The organism is Streptomyces caatingaensis (genome assembly GCF_001187435.1).
GTDB classification, from domain to species: domain Bacteria; phylum Actinomycetota; class Actinomycetes; order Streptomycetales; family Streptomycetaceae; genus Streptomyces; species Streptomyces caatingaensis.
On sequence record NZ_LFXA01000002.1, the window covers coordinates 1101264 to 1119710 of the forward strand.

General features: G+C 76.4%; 21 protein-coding genes. 9 read left to right on the forward strand and 12 right to left on the reverse strand.

Annotated features, from left to right (window positions below):
- Positions 1 to 9 precede the first annotated feature (9 nt).
- Positions 10 to 1560: an AMP-binding protein gene (locus AC230_RS05465; RefSeq protein ID WP_049714745.1), complete on the forward strand. Its 1551-nt coding sequence runs from the start codon at positions 10 to 12 to the stop codon at positions 1558 to 1560.
- A gap of 85 nt (positions 1561 to 1645) precedes the next feature.
- Here the strand turns inward: AC230_RS05465 and AC230_RS05470 are convergent, their stop codons facing one another.
- Both AC230_RS05470 and AC230_RS05475 read right to left on the reverse strand, forming a co-directional pair.
- Positions 1646 to 3034, reverse strand: a complete 1389-nt coding sequence (locus tag AC230_RS05470; protein ID WP_198535419.1) for a cytochrome P450 — start codon at positions 3032 to 3034, stop codon at positions 1646 to 1648.
- 89 nt (positions 3035 to 3123) lie between these two features.
- Positions 3124 to 3729 carry a TetR/AcrR family transcriptional regulator gene (locus tag AC230_RS05475; protein ID WP_049714747.1) on the reverse strand — a complete coding sequence of 202 codons (606 nt, stop codon included), beginning with the start codon at positions 3727 to 3729 and terminating at the stop codon, positions 3124 to 3126.
- A 159-nt stretch (positions 3730 to 3888) separates the two neighbouring features.
- Here AC230_RS05475 and AC230_RS05480 point away from each other — a divergent pair, with 159 nt between their 5' ends.
- Complete coding sequence (locus tag AC230_RS05480; protein WP_049714748.1) at positions 3889 to 5073, forward strand: FAD-dependent oxidoreductase; 1185 nt, start codon at positions 3889 to 3891, stop codon at positions 5071 to 5073.
- A 13-nt stretch (positions 5074 to 5086) separates the two neighbouring features.
- Here the strand turns inward: AC230_RS05480 and AC230_RS05485 are convergent, their stop codons facing one another.
- From AC230_RS05485 to AC230_RS05510, 6 genes are all read right to left on the reverse strand, one after another.
- A complete protein-coding gene (locus tag AC230_RS05485; protein WP_049714749.1) occupies positions 5087 to 5593 on the reverse strand; it encodes a GerMN domain-containing protein in 507 nt (168 codons plus the stop codon).
- Positions 5590 to 7041 (reverse strand): sensor histidine kinase, encoded by a 1452-nt coding sequence (locus AC230_RS05490; RefSeq protein WP_049715054.1) that lies wholly within the window; start codon positions 7039 to 7041, stop codon positions 5590 to 5592. The genes AC230_RS05485 and AC230_RS05490 overlap by 4 nt, the downstream gene beginning before the upstream one ends.
- Positions 7042 to 7118: 77 nt before the next feature.
- Positions 7119 to 7805, reverse strand: a complete 687-nt coding sequence (locus AC230_RS05495) for a response regulator transcription factor (RefSeq protein WP_049714750.1) — start codon at positions 7803 to 7805, stop codon at positions 7119 to 7121.
- Between the two features lie 102 nt (positions 7806 to 7907).
- Positions 7908 to 8495 carry a GerMN domain-containing protein gene (locus AC230_RS05500; protein WP_241833087.1) on the reverse strand — a complete coding sequence of 196 codons (588 nt, stop codon included), beginning with the start codon at positions 8493 to 8495 and terminating at the stop codon, positions 7908 to 7910.
- 47 nt (positions 8496 to 8542) lie between these two features.
- Positions 8543 to 9733 carry an acyltransferase family protein gene (locus AC230_RS05505; RefSeq protein WP_241833088.1) on the reverse strand — a complete coding sequence of 397 codons (1191 nt, stop codon included), beginning with the start codon at positions 9731 to 9733 and terminating at the stop codon, positions 8543 to 8545.
- Entirely contained in the window at positions 9730 to 10548 is an 819-nt protein-coding gene (locus AC230_RS05510; RefSeq protein WP_049714751.1) for an SGNH/GDSL hydrolase family protein, read from the reverse strand. Before AC230_RS05510 ends, AC230_RS05505 begins: the two co-directional genes overlap by 4 nt.
- Positions 10549 to 10812: 264 nt before the next feature.
- On the opposite strand from AC230_RS05510, the gene AC230_RS31790 reads away from it, so the two are divergent.
- From AC230_RS31790 to AC230_RS05525, 4 genes are all read left to right on the forward strand, one after another.
- Positions 10813 to 10950, forward strand: coding sequence for a lasso RiPP family leader peptide-containing protein (locus tag AC230_RS31790; protein ID WP_107082051.1), 138 nt, complete (start codon positions 10813 to 10815; stop codon positions 10948 to 10950).
- Between the two features lie 85 nt (positions 10951 to 11035).
- The gene (locus tag AC230_RS05515; protein ID WP_157868514.1) at positions 11036 to 12880 is read left to right on the forward strand and encodes an asparagine synthase-related protein; all 1845 of its coding nucleotides are present in this window, start codon (positions 11036 to 11038) and stop codon (positions 12878 to 12880) included.
- A complete protein-coding gene (locus tag AC230_RS05520; RefSeq protein WP_277816836.1) occupies positions 12877 to 13134 on the forward strand; it encodes a lasso peptide biosynthesis PqqD family chaperone in 258 nt (85 codons plus the stop codon). The genes AC230_RS05515 and AC230_RS05520 overlap by 4 nt, the downstream gene beginning before the upstream one ends.
- A complete protein-coding gene (locus AC230_RS05525) occupies positions 13131 to 13559 on the forward strand; it encodes a lasso peptide biosynthesis B2 protein (protein ID WP_049714753.1) in 429 nt (142 codons plus the stop codon). The genes AC230_RS05520 and AC230_RS05525 overlap by 4 nt, the downstream gene beginning before the upstream one ends.
- A gap of 42 nt (positions 13560 to 13601) precedes the next feature.
- Here the strand turns inward: AC230_RS05525 and AC230_RS05530 are convergent, their stop codons facing one another.
- Positions 13602 to 13949 (reverse strand): hypothetical protein, encoded by a 348-nt coding sequence (locus tag AC230_RS05530; RefSeq protein ID WP_049714754.1) that lies wholly within the window; start codon positions 13947 to 13949, stop codon positions 13602 to 13604.
- A gap of 66 nt (positions 13950 to 14015) precedes the next feature.
- Positions 14016 to 14921 carry a hypothetical protein gene (locus AC230_RS05535; protein WP_049714755.1) on the reverse strand — a complete coding sequence of 302 codons (906 nt, stop codon included), beginning with the start codon at positions 14919 to 14921 and terminating at the stop codon, positions 14016 to 14018.
- Positions 14922 to 15128: 207 nt separating this feature from the next.
- Between AC230_RS05535 and AC230_RS05540 the strand changes: the two genes are divergently transcribed.
- A complete protein-coding gene (locus AC230_RS05540) occupies positions 15129 to 15470 on the forward strand; it encodes a hypothetical protein (RefSeq protein ID WP_157868515.1) in 342 nt (113 codons plus the stop codon).
- A 37-nt stretch (positions 15471 to 15507) separates the two neighbouring features.
- On the opposite strand, the gene AC230_RS05545 is transcribed toward AC230_RS05540, so the two are convergent.
- Both AC230_RS05545 and AC230_RS05550 read right to left on the reverse strand, forming a co-directional pair.
- Positions 15508 to 15996: an LURP-one-related/scramblase family protein gene (locus tag AC230_RS05545; protein ID WP_049714757.1), complete on the reverse strand. Its 489-nt coding sequence runs from the start codon at positions 15994 to 15996 to the stop codon at positions 15508 to 15510.
- 105 nt (positions 15997 to 16101) lie between these two features.
- On the reverse strand, positions 16102 to 16749 hold the full coding sequence (locus tag AC230_RS05550) for a TetR/AcrR family transcriptional regulator (RefSeq protein WP_049714758.1): 648 nt from the start codon (positions 16747 to 16749) through the stop codon (positions 16102 to 16104).
- A gap of 190 nt (positions 16750 to 16939) precedes the next feature.
- Here AC230_RS05550 and AC230_RS05555 point away from each other — a divergent pair, with 190 nt between their 5' ends.
- A complete protein-coding gene (locus AC230_RS05555; protein WP_049714759.1) occupies positions 16940 to 17707 on the forward strand; it encodes a VOC family protein in 768 nt (255 codons plus the stop codon).
- A gap of 135 nt (positions 17708 to 17842) precedes the next feature.
- Entirely contained in the window at positions 17843 to 18391 is a 549-nt protein-coding gene (locus AC230_RS05560; protein WP_107082052.1) for a GNAT family N-acetyltransferase, read from the forward strand.
- Positions 18392 to 18447 lie beyond the last annotated feature (56 nt).

Sequence of the window (18447 nt, forward strand, 5' to 3'; positions counted from 1 at the left end):
GGAGCGGCGATGACGGACGACGTGCGGACTTTACGCGGTCATGTGGAGGGGATCCTCGACGGCATGGGCGAGGAGGCCGGCCGCGAGGCGCTGGTCCACGAGGGGCGGCGCATGACCGTGGGGGAGTTCCGCGGGCTCGTCCACCGCATGGCGAGGGCCCTGCGGGAGGAGGGGGCCGGCCGCGGTGACACCGTCACCCTGCTGAGCGGCAACCTGCCCGAGATCATCGCGGCGCGGTACGCCGCGCACCTGCTCGGCTGCCGCGTCAACCACCTCTACGACAAGCTGTCGGCCGAGGTGCAGGCCGCGATCGTGGAGGACGTCGAGACCCGGGCGCTCGTCGTCGACCCGCGCCTGGCGGAGCGCGCGGCCGAGGTGACACGGATCGTCCCGGTGAAGAGCGTGCTGGTCCTCGGGCCGGCCGGGACCGGAACGGACCTGCTGGAACTGGCCGCGGCCCAGTCGGCGGAGCCCGTCCCGAACCGGGCCCGCCCCCAGGACATCGCGTCCATCCGGCACACCGGCGGCACCACCGGCCACCCCAAGGGCATCTGCACCACCTTCGAGCAGCTGGACACGCACCACTCCGTGCCGGCCGAGGACGGCTACGTGCCGCGCCAGTTGGTGTGCACCACGATCGCGCACGCGGCCGGCCACCTCGCCGACTCCACCCTGCGCCGGGGCGGCGTGCTCGTCCTGCTGGAGGACTTCGACCCGGCGGCGGTGCTCGCCGCCGTCGAACGCGAGCGCATCACCGACATGTTCGTCCTCCCCCCGCTGCTCTACGAGCTCCTGGACCACCCGGACGCCGCCCGCACCGACACGTCGAGCCTGCGCCGCGTCCTCTACGGCGGATGCAAGGCGTCGCCCGTGCGCATCGCCGACGCGGTACGGCGCCTCGGGCCCGTCCTCTCCCAGTTCTACGGCCAGAGCGAGGCCGGCGGCATCAGCCGGCTCACGGCCGCGGACCACGACCCCGCGCGGCCGGACCGGCTGGGCAGCGCGGGCAAGGTGCTGGACGACGTCGAGGTGGCCGTGCGGGACGAGTCGGGCCGCGACCTGCCCGTCGGCGAGCGCGGTGAGATATGCGTCCGCTCGGACCAGGTGATGCAGGGCTACTGGAACCAACCCGAGCTGACGGCACGGGTGTTGCGCGACGGATGGCTGCACACCGGTGACATCGGGTACCTCGACGACGAGGGGTACCTGACCGTCGTCGACCGCATCAAGGACATGATCATCGTGGTGGGCGGGCACGTGTACACCTCCGAGCTGGAGGACGTCCTCAACGCGCACCCCGCCGTACGGCAGAGCGCCGTCTTCGGCGTGCCGGACGCCGACGGCATGGAACGCGTGCACGCCGCGATCGTGACCGTGCCCGGCGCGGAGGTCTCCGAGGACGGACTCCGCGCGCTCGTCCGCGAGCGGTGCGGCGCGATGTACGAACCGCACCGCGTCGACGTCGTGCCCGCGATGCCGCTGACGGACGTCGGCAAGCCGGACAAGAAGGCGCTGCGGCGGCGGGCCGAGGAGGCCGAACGGGCCGGGAGCGCGGCCTAGTCGGCGGGGCGGGGGAGGAGGGCTCCTCCCTGCCCTTCCTGCCCTTCCCGGCCTTGCCGCCCCTCCCTCCCTCCCCGCCCGCCCGTCACGACGGCCGTCGGCCCGCCGCCGCGCCGCCCCCGCGGCGCGAGACCACGATCCGGGCCCCGCGCGCCGGCACGTGCGTCACCTGGCGGGAGCGCGACGCCTCGGGGCGGGCGCGGTCGGGGCGCAGGTCGTAGCGGGTGAGCACCTCCCGCAGCACCACCGTCGCCTCCAGCAGGGCGAAGCCGGCGCCGGGGCAGCGGCGCGCGCCGCCGCCGAAGGGGATCCACGCCGGCGAGGGGGCCGGGCCGCCGAGGAAGCGTTCCGGGCGGAAGTCCTCCGGCCGTTCGTGGTGCGCGGGGTCGCCGTGCACCAGACCGATCGCGGGCATGACCGTCGTCCCCGCGGGCAGCCGGTGGCCCGCGACGGTGAGCGGCTCGGTCAGGCACCGGGCGACCTGGTAGACCACCGGCCTGCGGCGCAGTGTCTCCTTGACGACCGCCGTCAGGTACGCGTCGTCGCCCTCGTCGGCGGCCCGCTGCGCCCGCCGCAACTGCTCCGGCCGGCGGCCGAGTTCGTGGAGGGCCCAGGCCAGGCCGGTGGCGGTGGTCTCGTGCCCGGCGAGGAGCAGGGTGACGAGCTGGTCGCGCAGCTCCGCGCCGTCGAAGCCGTCGCCGTGCGGCGCCGCGGCCGCCCGCAGCAGGTGGGACAGGACGTCGTCCCCCTCCTCCAACGCCGCGCGGCGCTCCGCCACTTGGGCGTCGATCAGCGCGTCCAGCCGCCGCCGGACGGCGAGGAGGCGGCGCCAGGGGCGCAGCCGTGCCAGGTGCGGGTGGGACAGTCCGAGCAGGGTGAGCTGGCCCATGTCGGTGAGCCGGCGCGTGAGCGGCCGGAGTTCGGCGAGCCGCGCCTGCGAGGTCACGCCGAGGACGACTCTGCTGATGACCTCCAGCGTCAGCTCGCGCATGCGCCGGTGGGCGGGGAACACCTCGCCGACGGGCCAGCGTTCGACCTCCGCGGCGGCGACGGCGCGCATGGTCTCCTCGTACGCGCGCAGGGCCGGGACGCTGAGGGCGGGCAGCAACAGCCGCCGGACCCTGCGGTGTTCGTCCCCGTCGGTGAGGAGCACGGAACGCCCGCCCATGACCGGCCGCAGGACGGCGTTGCCCTTGCCCGCGTGCAGCACGTCGGTCGGCCCGCCGAAGACCTCGTCCACGTGCTCCCGCCGGGCCAGGATCACGACCCGGTGGCGGACCGGTGCCGCCAGGTCGAGCGCGAACACATCGCCGTACGCGCGCCGCAGGCGGGGGAACCAGCGGTCCCGGCACCGGACGAACAGCAGGGTCTGCACGGGGGCCGGCAGCCGCGGGCCGGGCGGCCGTGCCCGCCCGGTCGAGGCGCCGTCGGGTGACGAGGTGGACTTCCCTGGCATGGCGGCCCCGGTTCTCACGCTGCTTTCCCTGCCGGACAGCAGTCTTCCCCGGTCCGCCGCCGGGCTCACCACGCCCTCGGCGGCCGGGACGGGCCGTCGGGGCGCGGTCAGCCGTCCCGGCCGGCGCGGTCGTCCCCCCTGGCCAGGGCCGTGCCGGCCCAGCCGTGCTCCAGCAGGGCGAACAGCTCGCTCAGGGTGCGGGCCGGGTCCTGGCCCGAACGGGCGATGCCGGGGGCCTCCAGGGCGAAGCGGGCCAGGCCGGCGACGGCGGGGTCCTCCGCGGCGAGCCCGGTCTCCTCGGCGAGGGCGGCGGCCAGCGCCTTCTCGTGGCGCGACCACATGCGCCGGGCGTAGTCCCGCAGCGCGGGCGTGGACTCGACGAGGACGAACATGGGGTCGTCGGCGGGCACATGGGTTCGGGTGCCCACGAGGTGGTCGCGCAGGGCGTGCAGGACGGACCGGCCGGGGGCCCGGTCGCGGACGGCGGCGATCAGGGCGCTCTCCAGGTCCTCGTCCAGGTCGAAGACGAGCGCCTCCTTGCTGGGGAAGTGCTTGAACAGCGTGCTCAGGGAGACGTCGGCCGCCTCGGCCACCTCGCGCACGCCGACGTTGTCGAAGCCGCGCTCGGTGAACAGCCGCACGGCGGCGTCCGCCAGGGCCTGTCGCGTCCGGGCCTTCTTGCGCTCGCGGCGTCCTGTCGTGGTCTCGGGCATGGTCCCACCCTACCCGCCCACGGACTCGCTCTCGAAGACTGTCAACTCTCCAATGCTATCCGCTATGAAGTCGAATCAGTTGTACTTTTGGAGTCGTTGTGCTTCCGTGGATACCCGGTGCCGCCGCGGCACCCGACCGTCGAACGGAGCGTGACGCCCATGTCCACCCCTCCTCTGTCCACCGCCCCTCGCATCGCCGTCGTGGGCGCCGGCCCCGGCGGCCTCGTCTGCGCACGCGTCCTCCAGCGCCACGGCGTGCCGGTGACGGTCTTCGAGCGCGACGCCGGCCACGGCTCCCGCGGCCAGGGCGGAACCCTGGACCTCGAGGCGGGCACCGGCCAGGCGGCCCTGCGCGCGGCCGGACTGCACGACGCGTTCCTCGCCCTGTCCCGGCCCGAGGGCCAGGAGTGGCGCCTGTACGACCGGAACGCGACCCTGATACGTCACGACCGTGCCGGCGAGGGCGACTTGAGCAGGCCCGAGATCGACCGCGGCCACCTGCGCACCCTGCTGCTGGACTCGCTCGCCCCGGGCACGGTCCGCTGGGGCCGCCCGGTGGGCGGCGTCACCCCGCTCCCCGGCGGCGGCGCCCGGCTGCGCCACGAGGACGGCACCACCGAGGACTTCGACCTGGTCGTCGGGGCCGACGGGGCCCGGTCCCGGGTGCGCCCCGCGCTCTCCGGCGCCCGGCCCTCCTACTCCGGGGTCACGATGGTGGAGGCCCGCTTCGACGACGCCGACCGCCGCCACCCCCGCATCGCCCGCCTGGCCGGCCGCGGCAGCATGTCGGCCAAGGCGGGCGGCCGAAGCCTGGTGCTGCAGCGCAACAGCGACGGACGCGTCCGCGCCTACGCCATCTTCCGCGGCCCCCGGGACTGGCACGCCGGCCTCGACCTCGCCGACACGCGGGCCGTCCGCGCACGCCTCCTCGACCGGTACCGGGGCTGGGACGAGAGCCTCCTGGCCATCCTGCGCGAGAACGACGGCGGGTTCGTCAACCGGCCCGTGTCCGTCCTCCCCGCCGGCCACTCCTGGCCGCGCACCCCCGGCATCACCCTGCTCGGGGACGCCGCGCACCTGATGCCGCCGGTCGGGGTCGGTGCCAACCTCGCGCTGCTCGACGGCGCCGACCTCGCCCGCGCGATCGTCGGCCGTCCCACCCTCGACGAGGCCCTCGCCGCCTACGAGGACGTCATGCTGCCCCGCGCCGCCGAGCACGCGAGGACCGCCGAGCGGATGCTCGCCACCCTCATGCCCGGCACCGACGCGGACGAGCCGGCCTTCCCCGACGCCCTCTGGCCGGCCGACGGCCGCCCCGACGCGGCCCGCCCGCAGGCCGGCTGAGGCCGGAAGGCCGTCACCCCGGGCACGACTCCACCGCGGGCGCCCCGCCCGCCACGCGGTGCACGCGCACCCGCACGTCCCCCGGCGCGACCCCGCCCGCCGCGCCCACCGCCTCGGCCGCCGTGCACACCACCTGGCGCAGGGCGGTGCGGTCGGGGGTCCAGGCGGGCGGCAGGCGAACGTCTGCGGCGGCGCGGCCGGAGGCGGTGACCACGGGGGCGGGGGAGCCCGGGGGGATGAAGGTGACCAGGCCGCGGGTGCGCTCGGCCGGGTCGGGGCCCTGGACGAGGCGGTTCAGGGCGGCTTGGGGGGCGTCGGGGCCCTGGTAGAGGCGGGAGACGCGTTCGAGGCCGACGGGCGAGGAGAAGTAGAGGTGGAGGGCGGCGGCCGGGCGCGCGCCGGGGCGGGGGAGCCCGGAGGCGGGGGCGCCGGCCCGGTCCGGGCCGGTGTCGTCCACGCCGCAGGCCGCGGTCAGGCAGCCGGCCAGGGCGACGGCGAGGGCGAGCGGGCGGCGTCTCATGCGGGGTCCAGGGGGAGCGTGAGGGTGAACACCGCGCCGCCGCCGGGGGCGTTGGCGGCGGTGAGGGTGCCGCCGTGCAGGCGGGCGTTCTCCGCGGCGATGGCGAGGCCCAGGCCGCTGCCCTCGCTGCGGGTGCGGGCCGCGTCGCCCTTGGTGAAGCGGTCGAAGACGTGCGGCAGCACGTCGGCCGGGATGCCGGGGCCGCCGTCGGTCACGGTGACGACGAGCCGGCCGCCCTCCGCCCGGGCCCGGACGTCCACGGGCACGGACGGACCGCCGTGCCGCAGGGCGTTGCCGATCAGATTGGCCAGGACGACGTCGACGCGCCGCGGGTCCAGGCGGGCCCGCAGGCCGGCCGGCACGTCCGCGCCGACCCGGCCCTGCCAGTGCCGCAACGCGAGCGTCTTGCCGACGAGTTCGCCGACGTCCACGTCGTCCGGCTCCAGCACGGCGGCGCCGGCGTCGAACCGCGAGATCTCCATCAGGTCCTCGACCATGCGGACGAGCTTGTGCGTCTCGTCGGCCACCAGCTCCAGCGCCTCGGCCGTCTCCGGCTCCAGCCGCCCGGAGGCCGCGTCCTCGTCGAGGACGCCGGTGACGGCGGTCATCGCGGCGAGCGGCGTGCGCAGTTCGTGGGAGACGTCCGCGGCGAAGCGCCGCGCCCGGGCCTCCATGGTGCGCAGCCGCTCCGCGTCGGCCTGGAGCGTGGCCGCCATGGTGTTGAACGTCCGTCCCAGATCGGCCAGTTCGTCGTCCCCGGTCACCCGGATCCGGGTGTCGAGCGCGCCCGCCGCCATGTCCTCGGCGGCGGACCGCAGCCGCCGTACCGGGCGCAGGACGCGGCGGGCGGCGAACAGCGCCGGGACGACCGCGAGCAGGACGACGGGCAGGGCGCCGGCCCGCGCGGCCGCGACGAGCGCGGCGACGTCGCGCTCCTGCCCGGCGAGCGAGAAGGACGCGTAGACCACCAGCCCGGACGGCTCGCCGGGCCGGTCCGCGCGCGTGACCGGCAGGCCGACGGCCAGCCACGGCACGCCGCCGTGGTGGAACCGCTGGACGACGGCCGTACGGGACGGGCCGGCCACGGCCCGCAGCCGCTCCGGCACGACCGGGCCGGTGCCCGTGGCGGACACGGGCTCGCCGCCGCGGTAGGCGGCCGCGGCGCGCCAGCCGCGGGAGCCGCCGGCCCGGTCGAGCTGGAGCGCCAGGGCGCGCAGGTCCGCCCGGCCCGGCTCGGCCGGCAGGTCGGGCGCCAGGGAGCCGACCTGGGACCGCAGGTCGTGGACGGCGTCGTCCCGGGCGCGGTCGAGGATCGCGGCCCGTGCCTGACGGAACGTCAGCGACGCCGCGGCGAGCGCGCTGAGCGCCGCGGCCAGGAGGAACGCGACGACGAGCCGGGCCCGCAGGCCCCGGGGGAGGAGGCGGCGCGGGGCGCGGACGCCCTTCACGGCGGACCCGGCGGCCTGCGCGGCGGACTTCACGGCCGATGTCACGGCCGACTTCACGGCGGACTTCGCGGCCGACGTCACAGCGGTCCGAACCGGTAGCCGAAGCCGCGCACGGTCTGGACGTAGCGCGGGGCGCGCTGGTCGTCCTCGATCTTGGCGCGCAGCCGTTTCACGCACGCGTCGACGAGCCGCGCGTCCCCGTAGTAGCTGTGCTCCCAGACCTCCTCCAGGAGCTGCCGCCGGCTGAACGTCCGCCCGGGGGACGCCGAGAGGAACAGCAGGAGCTTCAACTCCGAGGGGGCGAGGGAGAGTTCGGCGCCGTTCTTGCGCACGCGCACCGCCGAGGCGTCGATCTCCAGGCCGCCGTGGACCACGGGGCCCTCCCCGGCGGCCGGCTGCGCCGGGGCGACGCGGCGCAGCACCGCCCGCATCCGCGCCTCGATGACCTCGGTGCTCGCGGGCTTGACGATGTAGTCGTCGGCGCCCGCCTCCAGACCCACCACGACGTCGATGTCGTCGCCGCGGGCGGAGAGGATCACGATGGGCACCTCGCCCGTCTCGCGGATGCGCCGGCACACCTCCAGGCCGCTCATCCCGGGCAGCATCAGGTCGAGCAGCACGATGTCGGGGGCGAACGGCGCGAGCGACTCCAGGCCGTCCTCGCCGGTGGCGACCGCCTCCGTCTCGTGGCCGCCGCGGCGCAGGCCGAGGGTCACGCCACGGCGTACGGCGGGATCGTCCTCGATCAGCAGGACGCGTGTCATGGACGGGCCCTCTCCTCTCACTGGTCCGCCCGGTCCACCGGCCGGTGATGGGGTGAACAAAAAGGGCGGATATGGGGTGAACATATCGATCCGGGGCGTGCGTCAGCGGGTTCCGCGCGGGGATTCCGCCGGTGCCGCCGTGCCGGTCTCGTCGCACAGGACCGTCCACGGCCCGCCCGTCAGGCCCGACTCGTGGACCCGGACGAGGACGTCCTGCGGCCGCCTCCCGCCCGGGATCCCCGGTGCCGCCGCGGCGGTGCACACGAGCTGGTTGACCGCCGCCCGGTCCAGCTCCGACACCAGCCACGGCAGGTACAGGTCGACCGTGCCGGGCGCCGTCGCCCCGGCCCGCACCCGGTGGGTGCCGGCGGGCAGGGCGGTGGTGAGCCCGCGGCGGCGTTCCCCCGGGGCGGGGCCGGCCAGCAGCTCGTCCAGCGCCCGCTGGGGGCCGGCGCCGGCGGGGGCGGGGCGGGCGACGGGCCAACTGCCGTTCGGGGCGAGGAAGTACGCGCGCACCCAGTGGGCGGGCCCGGCCGCGCGCGCTCCGGCGGCCGGGGCGCCGCCCGCCGCCGGTCCGGCGTCGGGCACGCCGCAGGCGCCGAGCGCCCAGGAGACGAGCAGGGCCGCGCCGGCGGCCCGGGCCGCCCTTCGCCCGGTGCCCCGCCTTTCCAAAGGAGTCCCGCCCGGCATGGACCCAGTCTCCCCGGAGGGCCGGCCGCGGGCCGCGCACCGGCGCCTCACGGCGCGGTCAGCCGGCCGATGTCCACGCTCCCCGCGCCGGGGTGCGGCTGCGGCACGGCCGCCCACACGCCCGCCGCGACGGCGAGCCCGGCGGCGAGCGCGAGCAGGCCGCGACGGCCGGACGCCCACCGGGCCCGGTACCGCACCGGATCCTCGACCAGGGTCTTCGTCACCTGGGCGGCGAGCAGCGAGACGCCGATCGCCACGGCCGTGCGGCCCCAGCCGCCGAGGGCGAACACCGGGTCCGGCAGCAGCAGGTACACCGGCCAGTGCCACAGGTACAGGCTGTACGACAGCTCCCCGAGCCGCCGGGGGAGGGCGCTGCCGGCCAGCCGGCCCGCGCGCCCGTCCGGCCGGGCGGCGAGCAGGCCGATCAGCAGGGCGCAGGCCGCCGAGTGCGCGAACAGCCCGCCGCGGAAGAGGCCCGGCGCGTTCTGGCCGTCCGTCAGCACCCAGGCGGCGCCCAGGCCGCACGCCAGCGCGGCGCACAGCCCGTCCGCCGCCGGGGCCGGCACCCGCGCGAACCCCCGCCGCAGCGGCGCCGTGGCCGCCAGCGCGCCCAGCAGCAGGGCGAACGCCCGGGTGTCCGTCCCCTCGTACGCCCGCGTCGTGTCCACGGCGTCCCCGTGGGCGAGCATCAGCGCGAGCGAGACGGCCGCCCCCGCCGCGGCGAGCGCGGCCACCCGCCCGTGCCCGCCGCGGCCCCGCCCGGCCAGGGCCACGACCAGCGGCCAGGCCAGGTAGAACTGCCACTCGACGGCGATGCTCCACAGGTGGGCGAAGACGCGGGTGCCCGAGGCGTTCCAGTAGCCGATCTGTTCGCCGATGAAGTGCCAGTTCACGGCCTGGGCCGCGACCCACGGCACGTCGTCGAGCGCGAAGAGCAGGACCGACGGCGTCCCGAACGCCCAGGCGAGGACGAGGGTCGCGACCACCGTGACGCCCAGCGCGGGCAGCAGGCGGCGGGCGCGCCGGCCCCAGAACGCGGCCAGGCCGACGCGGCCCCGGCCGGCCTCCGCCAGGAGCAGGCCGGTGATCAGGAAGCCGGACAGCACGAAGAAGAGGTCGACCCCCAGGAAACCGCCGCCCAGGCGCCCGGCGTGGAACAGCAGCACGGCCGCGACGGCCAGCCCGCGCAGGCCGTCCAGCGGCGCGACGCGGGCCGCGGGCCCCGTGCCCCCGCTCACCGGCAGCCGAGCTTGCCGTAGCGGGCGTCGGACGTCCACGAGCCGGCCGCCCACTTCTCCGGGGCCGCCGGCGTGAAGCCGTACGCCGAACCCAGCTTCCCCGTCAGCCACTTGGCGAAGGCGGCGGAGCCCTGCTGGCACGAGTGGATGCCGTCCGACGACCGCTGCGCCTTCGCGGCGCCGGCGTCGGTGCCCCACAGCGCGGACGCGTCGAGGAACCGGACCTTGCCGCCGCTGCGGTCGGCCACCTCCTTCGCGGCCTTCGGCGCGCTCGCGATCGCGCCCGCGAACTTCTTGTAGAAGTCGTCGATCTTGAACGGCGGGGCCGAGACGATCACCAGCTCGGCGCCGGCGTCCTGCGCGGTCCTGGCCAGCTTCTCGTACGAGGCGCGCTGCTGCTCGGCGCTGCCCCAGTCGTAGGTCGTGATCTGGTAGGCGATGACGTCCGGGTGGAAGGCGTCGATGTTCTTCGCGAGGCCCTTCCAGGTGTCCTTCGCGATCGGCGCGGACATCTTGTCGCCCTCGACGATCGTGCCCCCGCCGTCCGACGACGCGTTCTTGAACTCCACGCCGCTCGCCTTCAGCGCCGCGGCGAGCGGCGGCGCCTCGGCGCCCGCGATCGAGTCGCCCAGCCACAGGATCTTCTTGCCTGCGCGCGCCGTCGCGGCGCCGCCGTCCGCCTTCGTGCCGCCGTCCTTCGCGTCCCCGGCCCCGCAGCCGGTGAGCGCGGCGCCGGTCACGGCGGTGGCGGCGAGCAGGGCGGCGAGCGCGGCGCGGCGGGAGGTCTTGCGGGTGGTGGTGTGGTGCTTGTCCATACCGGCAGGCAACCAGCGCGTCCGGCCGCTTCCGGCCGTGGTCATCGATCGGTCACACAACGGGGAAGGGGCGGTCACCGGGGCGGCGGGAGCGCCGGTGCGAAGCGCCGCGGGAGGCCGGACTTCCTTGCCTGCCGCCAATCAGGTGAGGAGGCATCGCCCACAGGAGCGAACCTCGGACAGGGATATGGTGCGAGGTGCCCGCCGCGCTCCTACTGGTGCCAGCAGGGCGGACCTCCCGCCCCGGGACCGAAGGTGGTAGCCATGAGCGACCCGATGGCCGTCGAAGCCCTGGACGTCTACGAGCCCCCGCTGCTGGCCGAGGCCGGCGACTACACCGAACTCACGCAGGGATTCGGGTACTTCGCGTGCGAGGGCGAGTACGGGTACTTCGGATACTGATGACCGGAACCGGGTGCGGGACCGCCGGGGAGGCGGCCCGCACCCGGCCCGGCGGAGCACGGTCCGCGCGCACACGGGGCAGCCGATGAGCTCTCCTCCCGACCCCTGGTTCGCCGTCCTCCCGGACTGCGACATCCACCCCGACGTCCTCCGGCGGCTGCGGCGGTGCGCCCCCGCGGACGCGTTCCGCGTCGTGGCCCACCGCTCCGGACGGCCCTGGCTCGTGGGCGCCTGGTCCCCCGGCGAGGTGACCGTCGCCTCCGCCGGGGAGGTGCGGCTGGCGGTCGCCGGGACCTGCTCCCTCACGGCCGGCGAACTGGCCGCCGCGGCGGGGCGGATGAGCGGCCTCGCGCAGGTCGAGACGGCGCTCGCCGGGGCCTGCGGCAGCTTCCACGTCATCGCCTCCGCCGACGGACACGCCTATGCGCGCGGCTCGTCGTCCGGGGCGCGGCGGATCTACCGGGCGGCCGTCGAGGGCGGCACGGTGTGCGCCGACCGGGCCCGTGTCCTCGCCCGCCTCACGGGGGCGGCCCTCGATCCGGGGCAGCTCGCCGTGCGGCTCCTCGGCCCCACCGCGCCGTACCCCCTGGCCGGCGGCGCGCTGTGGCGCGGCGTCCACGCCGTCCTCCCGGGGGACGCGGCGCACCTGGCCCCCGACGGCCGGTGGCGCACGGAGCGGTGGTGGCGGGCCCCCGAGGAGGGGCTGCCGCCGGCCGAGGCCGCGGTCGGACTGCGGCAGGCCCTGCGCGCGGCGGTCGCGCTGCGGGTGACCCCCGGGGAGGTGGTGGCCGCGGACCTGTCCGGGGGGATGGACTCCACCGCCGTGTGCTTCCTGGCCGCGGAGGCGGGGGCCCGCCTCGTCACCGCCACCCTGCACTGGGCCGCCGCCGGCAACCAGGACCGCGCCTACGCGGCCCACGCCGCCGAACACCTCCCCGGCGCCGAGCAGTTGGTGTTCCCGTCCGCCCTGCTGCCCGCCCACTTCACCGGGCTCGACGAGCGGCGCCCGCCCGCCGACGAGCCGTCCGTCGGCCTGCGCGGCGCGGCCCAACAGCGGTGCGTCGCCGAGGCGTTGCGGTCCCGCGGGGCCCGCCTGCGGCTGTCCGGGCACGGCGGCGACCACGTCGTCCGGCCGCCGGACGCCTATGTGCACCGGCTGGTGCGCCGTTCCCCCGTGACGGGGCTGCGGCACGTGGCCGGGCTGCGGGCGCGGCACCGGTGGCCGCCGGGCGCCACCGTGCGCATGCTGCTGGCGGGCGGTTCGTACGGATTCTGGCTGGCGGACAGCGCCGGGCGGCTGCGGGAGGAGCCGCCGGGCGGCGCGGTCCGCCCGCCGGAGGGGTGGGGGCCGCCGCCGCGGCTGCCGGCGTGGGCGAGCGGGCAAGCGGCGGGCCTCGTCGGGGAGTTGCTGCGCGCCGCCGCCCGTGACGGACCGCCGCCGGCCGGCGGACGCGGACGGCACGCCTGGATCCACCGGGCGCAGGAGGCCGGCCGCTCCGCCGGCCACCTGCTCGCCGGCGGGGCGGCGGCCGGGCTGCCCGTCCACAGTCCGTTCTGCGACGACGCCGTCGTCGACGCCTGCCTGCGGGCCCGGCCGCACGAGGCGGCGGCCCCGTGGGCGTACAAACCGCTGCTGGCCGCCGCGATGGACGGGCTGGTGCCCGCCCGCGTCCTGCGCCGGACCACCAAGGACCACTGCGGCGACGAGTGGCAGGAGGGCCTGCGCCGGCACCGGCGCACCCTGGCCGCGTGGGCGGACGACTCCCGCCTGGTCGCCGCCGGGCTCGCGGACGAGGAGCCGCTGCGGCGGGCCCTGCTCTCCCCGGGGCTGCTGACCGGCGGCGCGGCCGAACTGGAGGCCACGCTGGGCGCCGAGGCGTGGCTGCGGGATCTCGCGGCGCACCCGGCGGACGAAGGAGGACCCCGGTGAACCGACTGCGCGACGACGTCACCGCCTGCCCCACCGACGACGGCATGGTCCTGCTGGACGAGCGCCGCGGGCGCTACTGGCAGCTCAACGGCACCGGCGCCCTGGTCCTCCGCGCCCTGCTGGACGGCGCCACCCCCGAGGAGGCCGCCGCCCTCCTCGCCCGCACCCATCCGGTGAGCCGGGACCGCGCGGCGGCCGACGTCGCGGCGCTGCTGGAACACCTCACCCGCGCGGGACTGGTGACCGCCCCGTGAGCCAGGTGCTCGAGACGGGCGGGGCCCGGCCGCCGTTCGGCCGCCGCCTGGCGGCCCTCGCCGCGGTCGCGGCCGCACGGCTCGTCGCCCGTCTGCCGCCGCGCCGCATCCGCGCCGTCCTCCGCCTCGTGTCCCGCGGGGCCCGGCCCGCCACCCGCGCCGAGGCCCTGCGGGCCCGGCAGGACGTGACCGCCACGAGCACCCTGTGCGCCGGACGCCACTGCCTCCAACGCTCCCTCGCCACCGCCCTGTTGTGCCGGACGGGCGGAAGCTGGCCGACGTGGTGCTCCGGCGTCCGCACGTCCCCCTTCGCCGCCCACGCCTGGGTCGAGGCCGAGGGCGACCGCGTCGGCGAACCGGAGGACACGGCGGTGTACCGGGCGATGGTGAGGGTGCCACCGCCGGGTGGGCGCGGCGGGGGCTGAGAGGGGCGCGGCCGGGCGGGACGCGGATCACCGCGCGCCCGCTCAGCCGCCCCGTTCCTCGCCGAGCGCCGCCGCCACCAGGGGACGGAGGTCGTCCAGGGACGGCGGGAGCCGGCTGAGCAGCCAGCGTTCCAGCGAGCGGGCCGGGTCGGGCCGGGACGCGGTGCCCTCGGTGAGCCGGCCCGCGGCCACGCGCAGGACGCGGCCGCCGTCCCTGACCGTGAAGCCGCGGTAACCGAGCCCCGGTTCCGGGAAGGCGGGCCGGGCCGTCGTCGTCGCGGGCGGGAGACCGGCCGTCAGCGCGCGGAATGCCCCGGCGTCCCGGGAATTCAGGCGCCAGCGGGGATTGGGGCGGCCGCTGTAGACGTCCAGTTCCACTTCCATCTGCACGGGCCCGCTCATTCGACGACGATGGGGACGACGGCCCGGACGGCCGCACAGGGGCCCGCCGGCCGCCTATTTGATGACGACCGAGCGTCCCGCGTAGAAGTACCCGCAGAAGTCGCGGTAACCCCCGCGGTCGCACGTTTCCGGGTTCGTGATCCGGTGCCCGCCGTTGTCGTAGTCGCGGGCCGCCGTCTGGCCGGGCTTGTGGCCCCAGAAATTGCCGCTGTGGAGCCGGTACCAGTGGTAGTCCTGGCCGGGCCAGACGACGAGTGCCGTGAGCCAGCGGGGCTTCTCGCTGTCCGGCAGGCACTGGAAGCGCCGGACGAAGCGGTCGGCGAGGGCCGCCCCCGTGACGTTCGGGCAGGCCATCGTGCCGGTCTGCGCCCCGTGGGCCCGGCCGGGCTGGGCGAAGGTGTCGGTGCGCAGGTTGCGCGCGTAGTTGTAGCAGTTGTTGCGGGGCTGTACCTGCGGGGTGTTCCAGAACCCGGGGTTGAACTGGCCGAACTCGATGTAGCAGGTGGCGGCCGGCTCGGTCTCCCGCCCGGTCGTGCGGAGCGGGTGCGCGGGAAGCGCGGGGGAGCGGGTCCAGACGGGCGGCGCGGCCGCGAAGGCGTCGATCTCGCCGAGCACCAGCTCCCGCAGGCCGTCGTCGTCCGCCGGCCGCACCTCCGCGTGACGGGCCGTGCCCTCGACGGCCCGCCGGGCCAGCTCGGCGGACCGGCCGGGGTCACGGGCGCCCAGGGTGCCGAGGGCGAAGGAGCGGGGCAGCGACCCGGGCCAGGACACGTCGTCGCCGGCGGCGGAGACCACCACCTCGCGGTACCCCAGACCGTCGTACCCCGCCCCGGGTATTCCCACCGCCTCTTCCGCCGCGTCGGCCACGTCCGACAGCAGACTTCTCACCGCGCTTTCGTCGGTGACGATCCAGGAGGGATCGGGGCGGCCGGAGAAAATGCTGACCTCAATGCGCAGCATGACGCTGCTCCTCGTCTGCCGGGAGACTGTGCTCGGTCGGTAGCAGCGTTGTTAGCAGCGGTCGGAGAGAACGGTCAATCGCTTGCGCAGAAGTGAAATCGAGCCACTCCGATTGCCGTTTCCCCCGGACGGCAGCCGTCCGCCGGGCACACCCCGCAAGGGTGACGGTGCGTGTGGGCGGTGGGAGGGCGGAGCAGCATGGAGGGCATGAACACCCTCAGATCATGGTCGGTCCCGGCGGCCGTCCTCCTCGGCGCGGGTCTCCTCGTCGCCCCCGCGCACGCCCGCGCGGCCGCCCCGGCCGGCAGCCTCTACTGCTGCGACAAGGCCGTGTGGTCGACCGAGAAGGCGGCCGAACCCCTGCTGCGCATGGCGGGCCTGTCGAAGAAGAAGGCGGGGCTGCTCGGCGCGCACTGCGAGCAGGTCACCGGCCCCGGCGGTGGCGGGGCGGCCGGCTGCTCCGGCAGGACGCTGCGCTGCACGGGGCCCGAGATGGTCCAGGCCATGGTGGTCGTCGGGTGCAGACCGGAGACCGCGCACCGGGCGTGACGGACGGGCGGCGGCGCGGCGGGGGTCCGGCCCGGGGCTAGCCGTCCGCGAGGTCGTGGAGGGTGTGGTCCACGCACACCGCCAGGACGAGCAGCAGCAACGCGTCCTCCTCCGCGAACACGTCGACCGTGCAGGCGTCGCGGAAGCCGAACCGGCGCCGCGAGATCTGCGCCAGGGTGGTGCCGCGGTCCTGGACGGTGAACTCCCGTTCCCGGAGGTTCCCGGTGATCCGCAGCCGGCGCCCGTCCCGCAGCACCACCTTGAAGCGGTCCCCGAAGGGCGGGAAGGCGCGCTCGCCGAAGCGGGCCACCGTCGTGCCGCCCGCCTTGACCAGGACGCCGTGGTGGAGGGTGAGGAACTTCCTGACGAGGGAGGCCACTTGGCGCCCCTCGGTGTCGACGAAGGCGAACGTGGCGCGCGGGCGGAACAGCTTCCGGTCGACCCGGTAGACCTTCTCCCGGTGCTCCGTCTCGATCCACGCCTCCTCGGGGAAGGCCAGCAGCCGGTCGCGTACCAGATAGCGCATGGCACCCCCGTCCGGACCGGCCCCGCCGCGGCGGTGGCGGGGCGTCGTCCCCGAGGGTAGTGCGCCCGCGTGCCCGGCCGCCCGGGCGGCGGCCGCCGTCCCTCCCTAGGGTGCGGCGGGTCCGCCGCCGGCTCCCGGGCCGACCGCGGCGAGGAGCAGTCCGTACACGTGGTCCGCCTCGGGCGTCAGCTCCGCCTCGATCTCGTCGTTCGTGCGGCCGGCCAGGGTGAGTTCCTGGATGCGGCGGAAGAGCAGCCGGTCGGCGGCGGCGATCAGGGCCGCGGTGGCGCGCGGTGCGATGGACGGGACGGTGCCGGGGGAGGCCGCGGCGAGCGCCTCGGCGAGGGCCTCCTCGCGCCGGTCGTGCAGCTCGCGCAGCCGGGCGGTGAGGGTGGGGCTGTCGGCGACCATGCGGGCGAACTCGGGCCCGGTGAAGCCGGCGACCGGGCTGTGCCCCACGAGCGTGGCGCGGAACGCCCGCCCCAGCGCGGGCAGCGGCGGCTCGCCGGGCGCGAGCCCGGCCACCACGCGCGCGAGGCTCTGGGTGAACGCCTCGTGGTGGTCCAGCGCCAGGTCCTCCTTGCGCGGGAAGTAGTTGGTGACCGTCTTCTTGGCGACCCGGGCCGCGGCCGCGATCTCGGCGATGGTCGTCGCCTCGAAGCCCTGCTCGATGAAGAGCCGGGTGGCGTGGTCGGAGATCAGCCGCCTGGTCTCCTGCTTCTTGGACTCGCGGAGTCCCCTCTCGGTACCCATGAAGGAATCTTACCTCCGACGTAAATTTGCCCTTGACCGATCTTCATGGCCGCCCCTAAAGTTACACCCGTCGTAAAGTTCCCCTCGGGCGACCGAAGGGCTCTCCCCGGCGGACCCGGGCGCGGGCCGCCGGCCGCCCGCGCCCCCTCACGCCGCCCCGCCGATCCGCCCCTCTCACCCTGGAGCCGCAGTGAACGTCACCACCTCCACCCTCTCCCTCACCGTCGCCGACGTGGACGCCTCGCGGGACTTCTTCTGCACCCACCTCGGCTACCAAGTCGCCGTCGCCACCGACGGGTTCGCCTCCCTGACCCGCGACGGCGAGGCCGTCGACATCGTGCTGCTGCGCCGCGGCACCGAGGTCCTCCCGCCCGAGCAGCGCGACCAGCGGGCCGGCGGCCTCATACTCGCCCTCACCGTGACCGGCCTCGACGCCGAGGAACGGCGCCTGCGGCAGGCGGGGGCGCCCATCACCATGCCGCTGCGCGAAGAGCCCTGGGGTGAGCGGCTGTTCCAGACCACCGACCCCAACGGGATCGTCGTGCAGCTGGTCGAGTGGGCGGCGCGCCCCGAGGGGGCGCCCGCGATGACGGTGATCACGCCCACCGACGGGAACGTCACCGAATCCCCCAACGCCCGGATGACCGGCCTCGCCGCCCCCAGCCGCGGCAGCGCCGAACTCAGCACCTGGACCGTCTCGATGACGGCGGGGCAGAGCGGCCCCGAGCACTCCGCCAGCCGGGAACAGGTCTGGACGGTGACCTCCGGCGCCCTCGACGTCACCTGCGGCGACCGCACCGAGACCGTCGCGGCCGGCCGGACCGTCGTCCTGCCGCCCGGCGTCCTCCGCAGGATCCACGCCCCCCGGGACGCCGAGGCGCACGTCGCCATGCGCGCCGACGGCGTGGTCTCCCTCCCCGGCACCGAGGGCACCCGGACGCTGCCCTGGGCGCGGTGAGACCGGGCGCGCCCGGCCGCCGGGACATCCTCCCGTAACACGGAGCGGTTAAGGTCCCTCGCGCCGCCGGTACCGCAACCGGCGGGAACACCGCACCCACACCGGCGAAAGCCACCGGCGCAAGGGACCGACTCCATGGACCGGACCACCAGGGCCATCACCGGGACGCGCATCCGGGCGGGGGAGGAGCGCGACCTGGAGCAGCTCACCGACCTCTACAACCACTACGTGACCGGCTCACCGGTCACCTTCGACATCGAGCCCGTGGGCGTCCCGGACCGCCGGCGGTGGCTGGCCGGCCACCCGGCGACCGGCCGGTACCGGCTGCTGGTCGCGGAGGAGGCGGGCACCGTGCTCGGCTACGCCACCAGCAGCCCGCTGCGGCCCAAGCGGGCCTACGAGACCTCGGTCGAGACCAGCGTCTACCTGGCCCCCGGGCACGCCGGCCGGGGGCTCGGCAGCCGCCTGTACCGCGCGCTCTTCGCCGCCCTGGCCGGGGAGGACGTCCACCGGGCCTACGCGGCGGTCACCCTCCCCAACGACGCGTCGCTGCGCCTGCACGAGCGGTTCGGCTTCCGCCCGGCGGGCGTGCACCGGGAGGTCGGCCGCAAGTTCGGCGCGTACTGGGACGTCGCCTGGCTGGAGAAGCCCCTCCCGGACCCGGGCGAGCGGCCGTCCGGGTGAAGAAGGCGGGCCGCCCGCCCCGCGGTGCCGCCGGCACGTCACGAAAGGACCGCTGA

Bases quoted from the DNA above. Each gene is read 5' to 3' on its own strand.
- AC230_RS05495 (WP_049714750.1), bottom strand. From the start codon at position 7,805: ATGACACGCGTCCTGCTGATCGAGGACGATCCCGCCGTACGCCGTGGC.
- AC230_RS05485 (WP_049714749.1), bottom strand. From the start codon at position 5,593: ATGAGACGCCGCCCGCTCGCCCTCGCCGTCGCCCTGGCCGGCTGCCTG.
- AC230_RS05475 (WP_049714747.1), bottom strand. From the start codon at position 3,729: ATGCCCGAGACCACGACAGGACGCCGCGAGCGCAAGAAGGCCCGGACG.
- AC230_RS05510 (WP_049714751.1), bottom strand. From the start codon at position 10,548: ATGGACAAGCACCACACCACCACCCGCAAGACCTCCCGCCGCGCCGCG.
- AC230_RS05545 (WP_049714757.1), bottom strand. From the start codon at position 15,996: ATGCGCTATCTGGTACGCGACCGGCTGCTGGCCTTCCCCGAGGAGGCG.
- AC230_RS05540 (WP_157868515.1), top strand. From the start codon at position 15,129: ATGAACACCCTCAGATCATGGTCGGTCCCGGCGGCCGTCCTCCTCGGC.
- AC230_RS05500 (WP_241833087.1), bottom strand. From the start codon at position 8,495: ATGCCGGGCGGGACTCCTTTGGAAAGGCGGGGCACCGGGCGAAGGGCG.
- AC230_RS31790 (WP_107082051.1), top strand. From the start codon at position 10,813: ATGAGCGACCCGATGGCCGTCGAAGCCCTGGACGTCTACGAGCCCCCG.
- AC230_RS05480 (WP_049714748.1), top strand. From the start codon at position 3,889: ATGTCCACCCCTCCTCTGTCCACCGCCCCTCGCATCGCCGTCGTGGGC.
- AC230_RS05550 (WP_049714758.1), bottom strand. From the start codon at position 16,749: ATGGGTACCGAGAGGGGACTCCGCGAGTCCAAGAAGCAGGAGACCAGG.
- AC230_RS05465 (WP_049714745.1), top strand. From the start codon at position 10: ATGACGGACGACGTGCGGACTTTACGCGGTCATGTGGAGGGGATCCTC.
- AC230_RS05560 (WP_107082052.1), top strand. From the start codon at position 17,843: ATGGACCGGACCACCAGGGCCATCACCGGGACGCGCATCCGGGCGGGG.
- AC230_RS05515 (WP_157868514.1), top strand. From the start codon at position 11,036: ATGAGCTCTCCTCCCGACCCCTGGTTCGCCGTCCTCCCGGACTGCGAC.
- AC230_RS05535 (WP_049714755.1), bottom strand. From the start codon at position 14,921: ATGCTGCGCATTGAGGTCAGCATTTTCTCCGGCCGCCCCGATCCCTCC.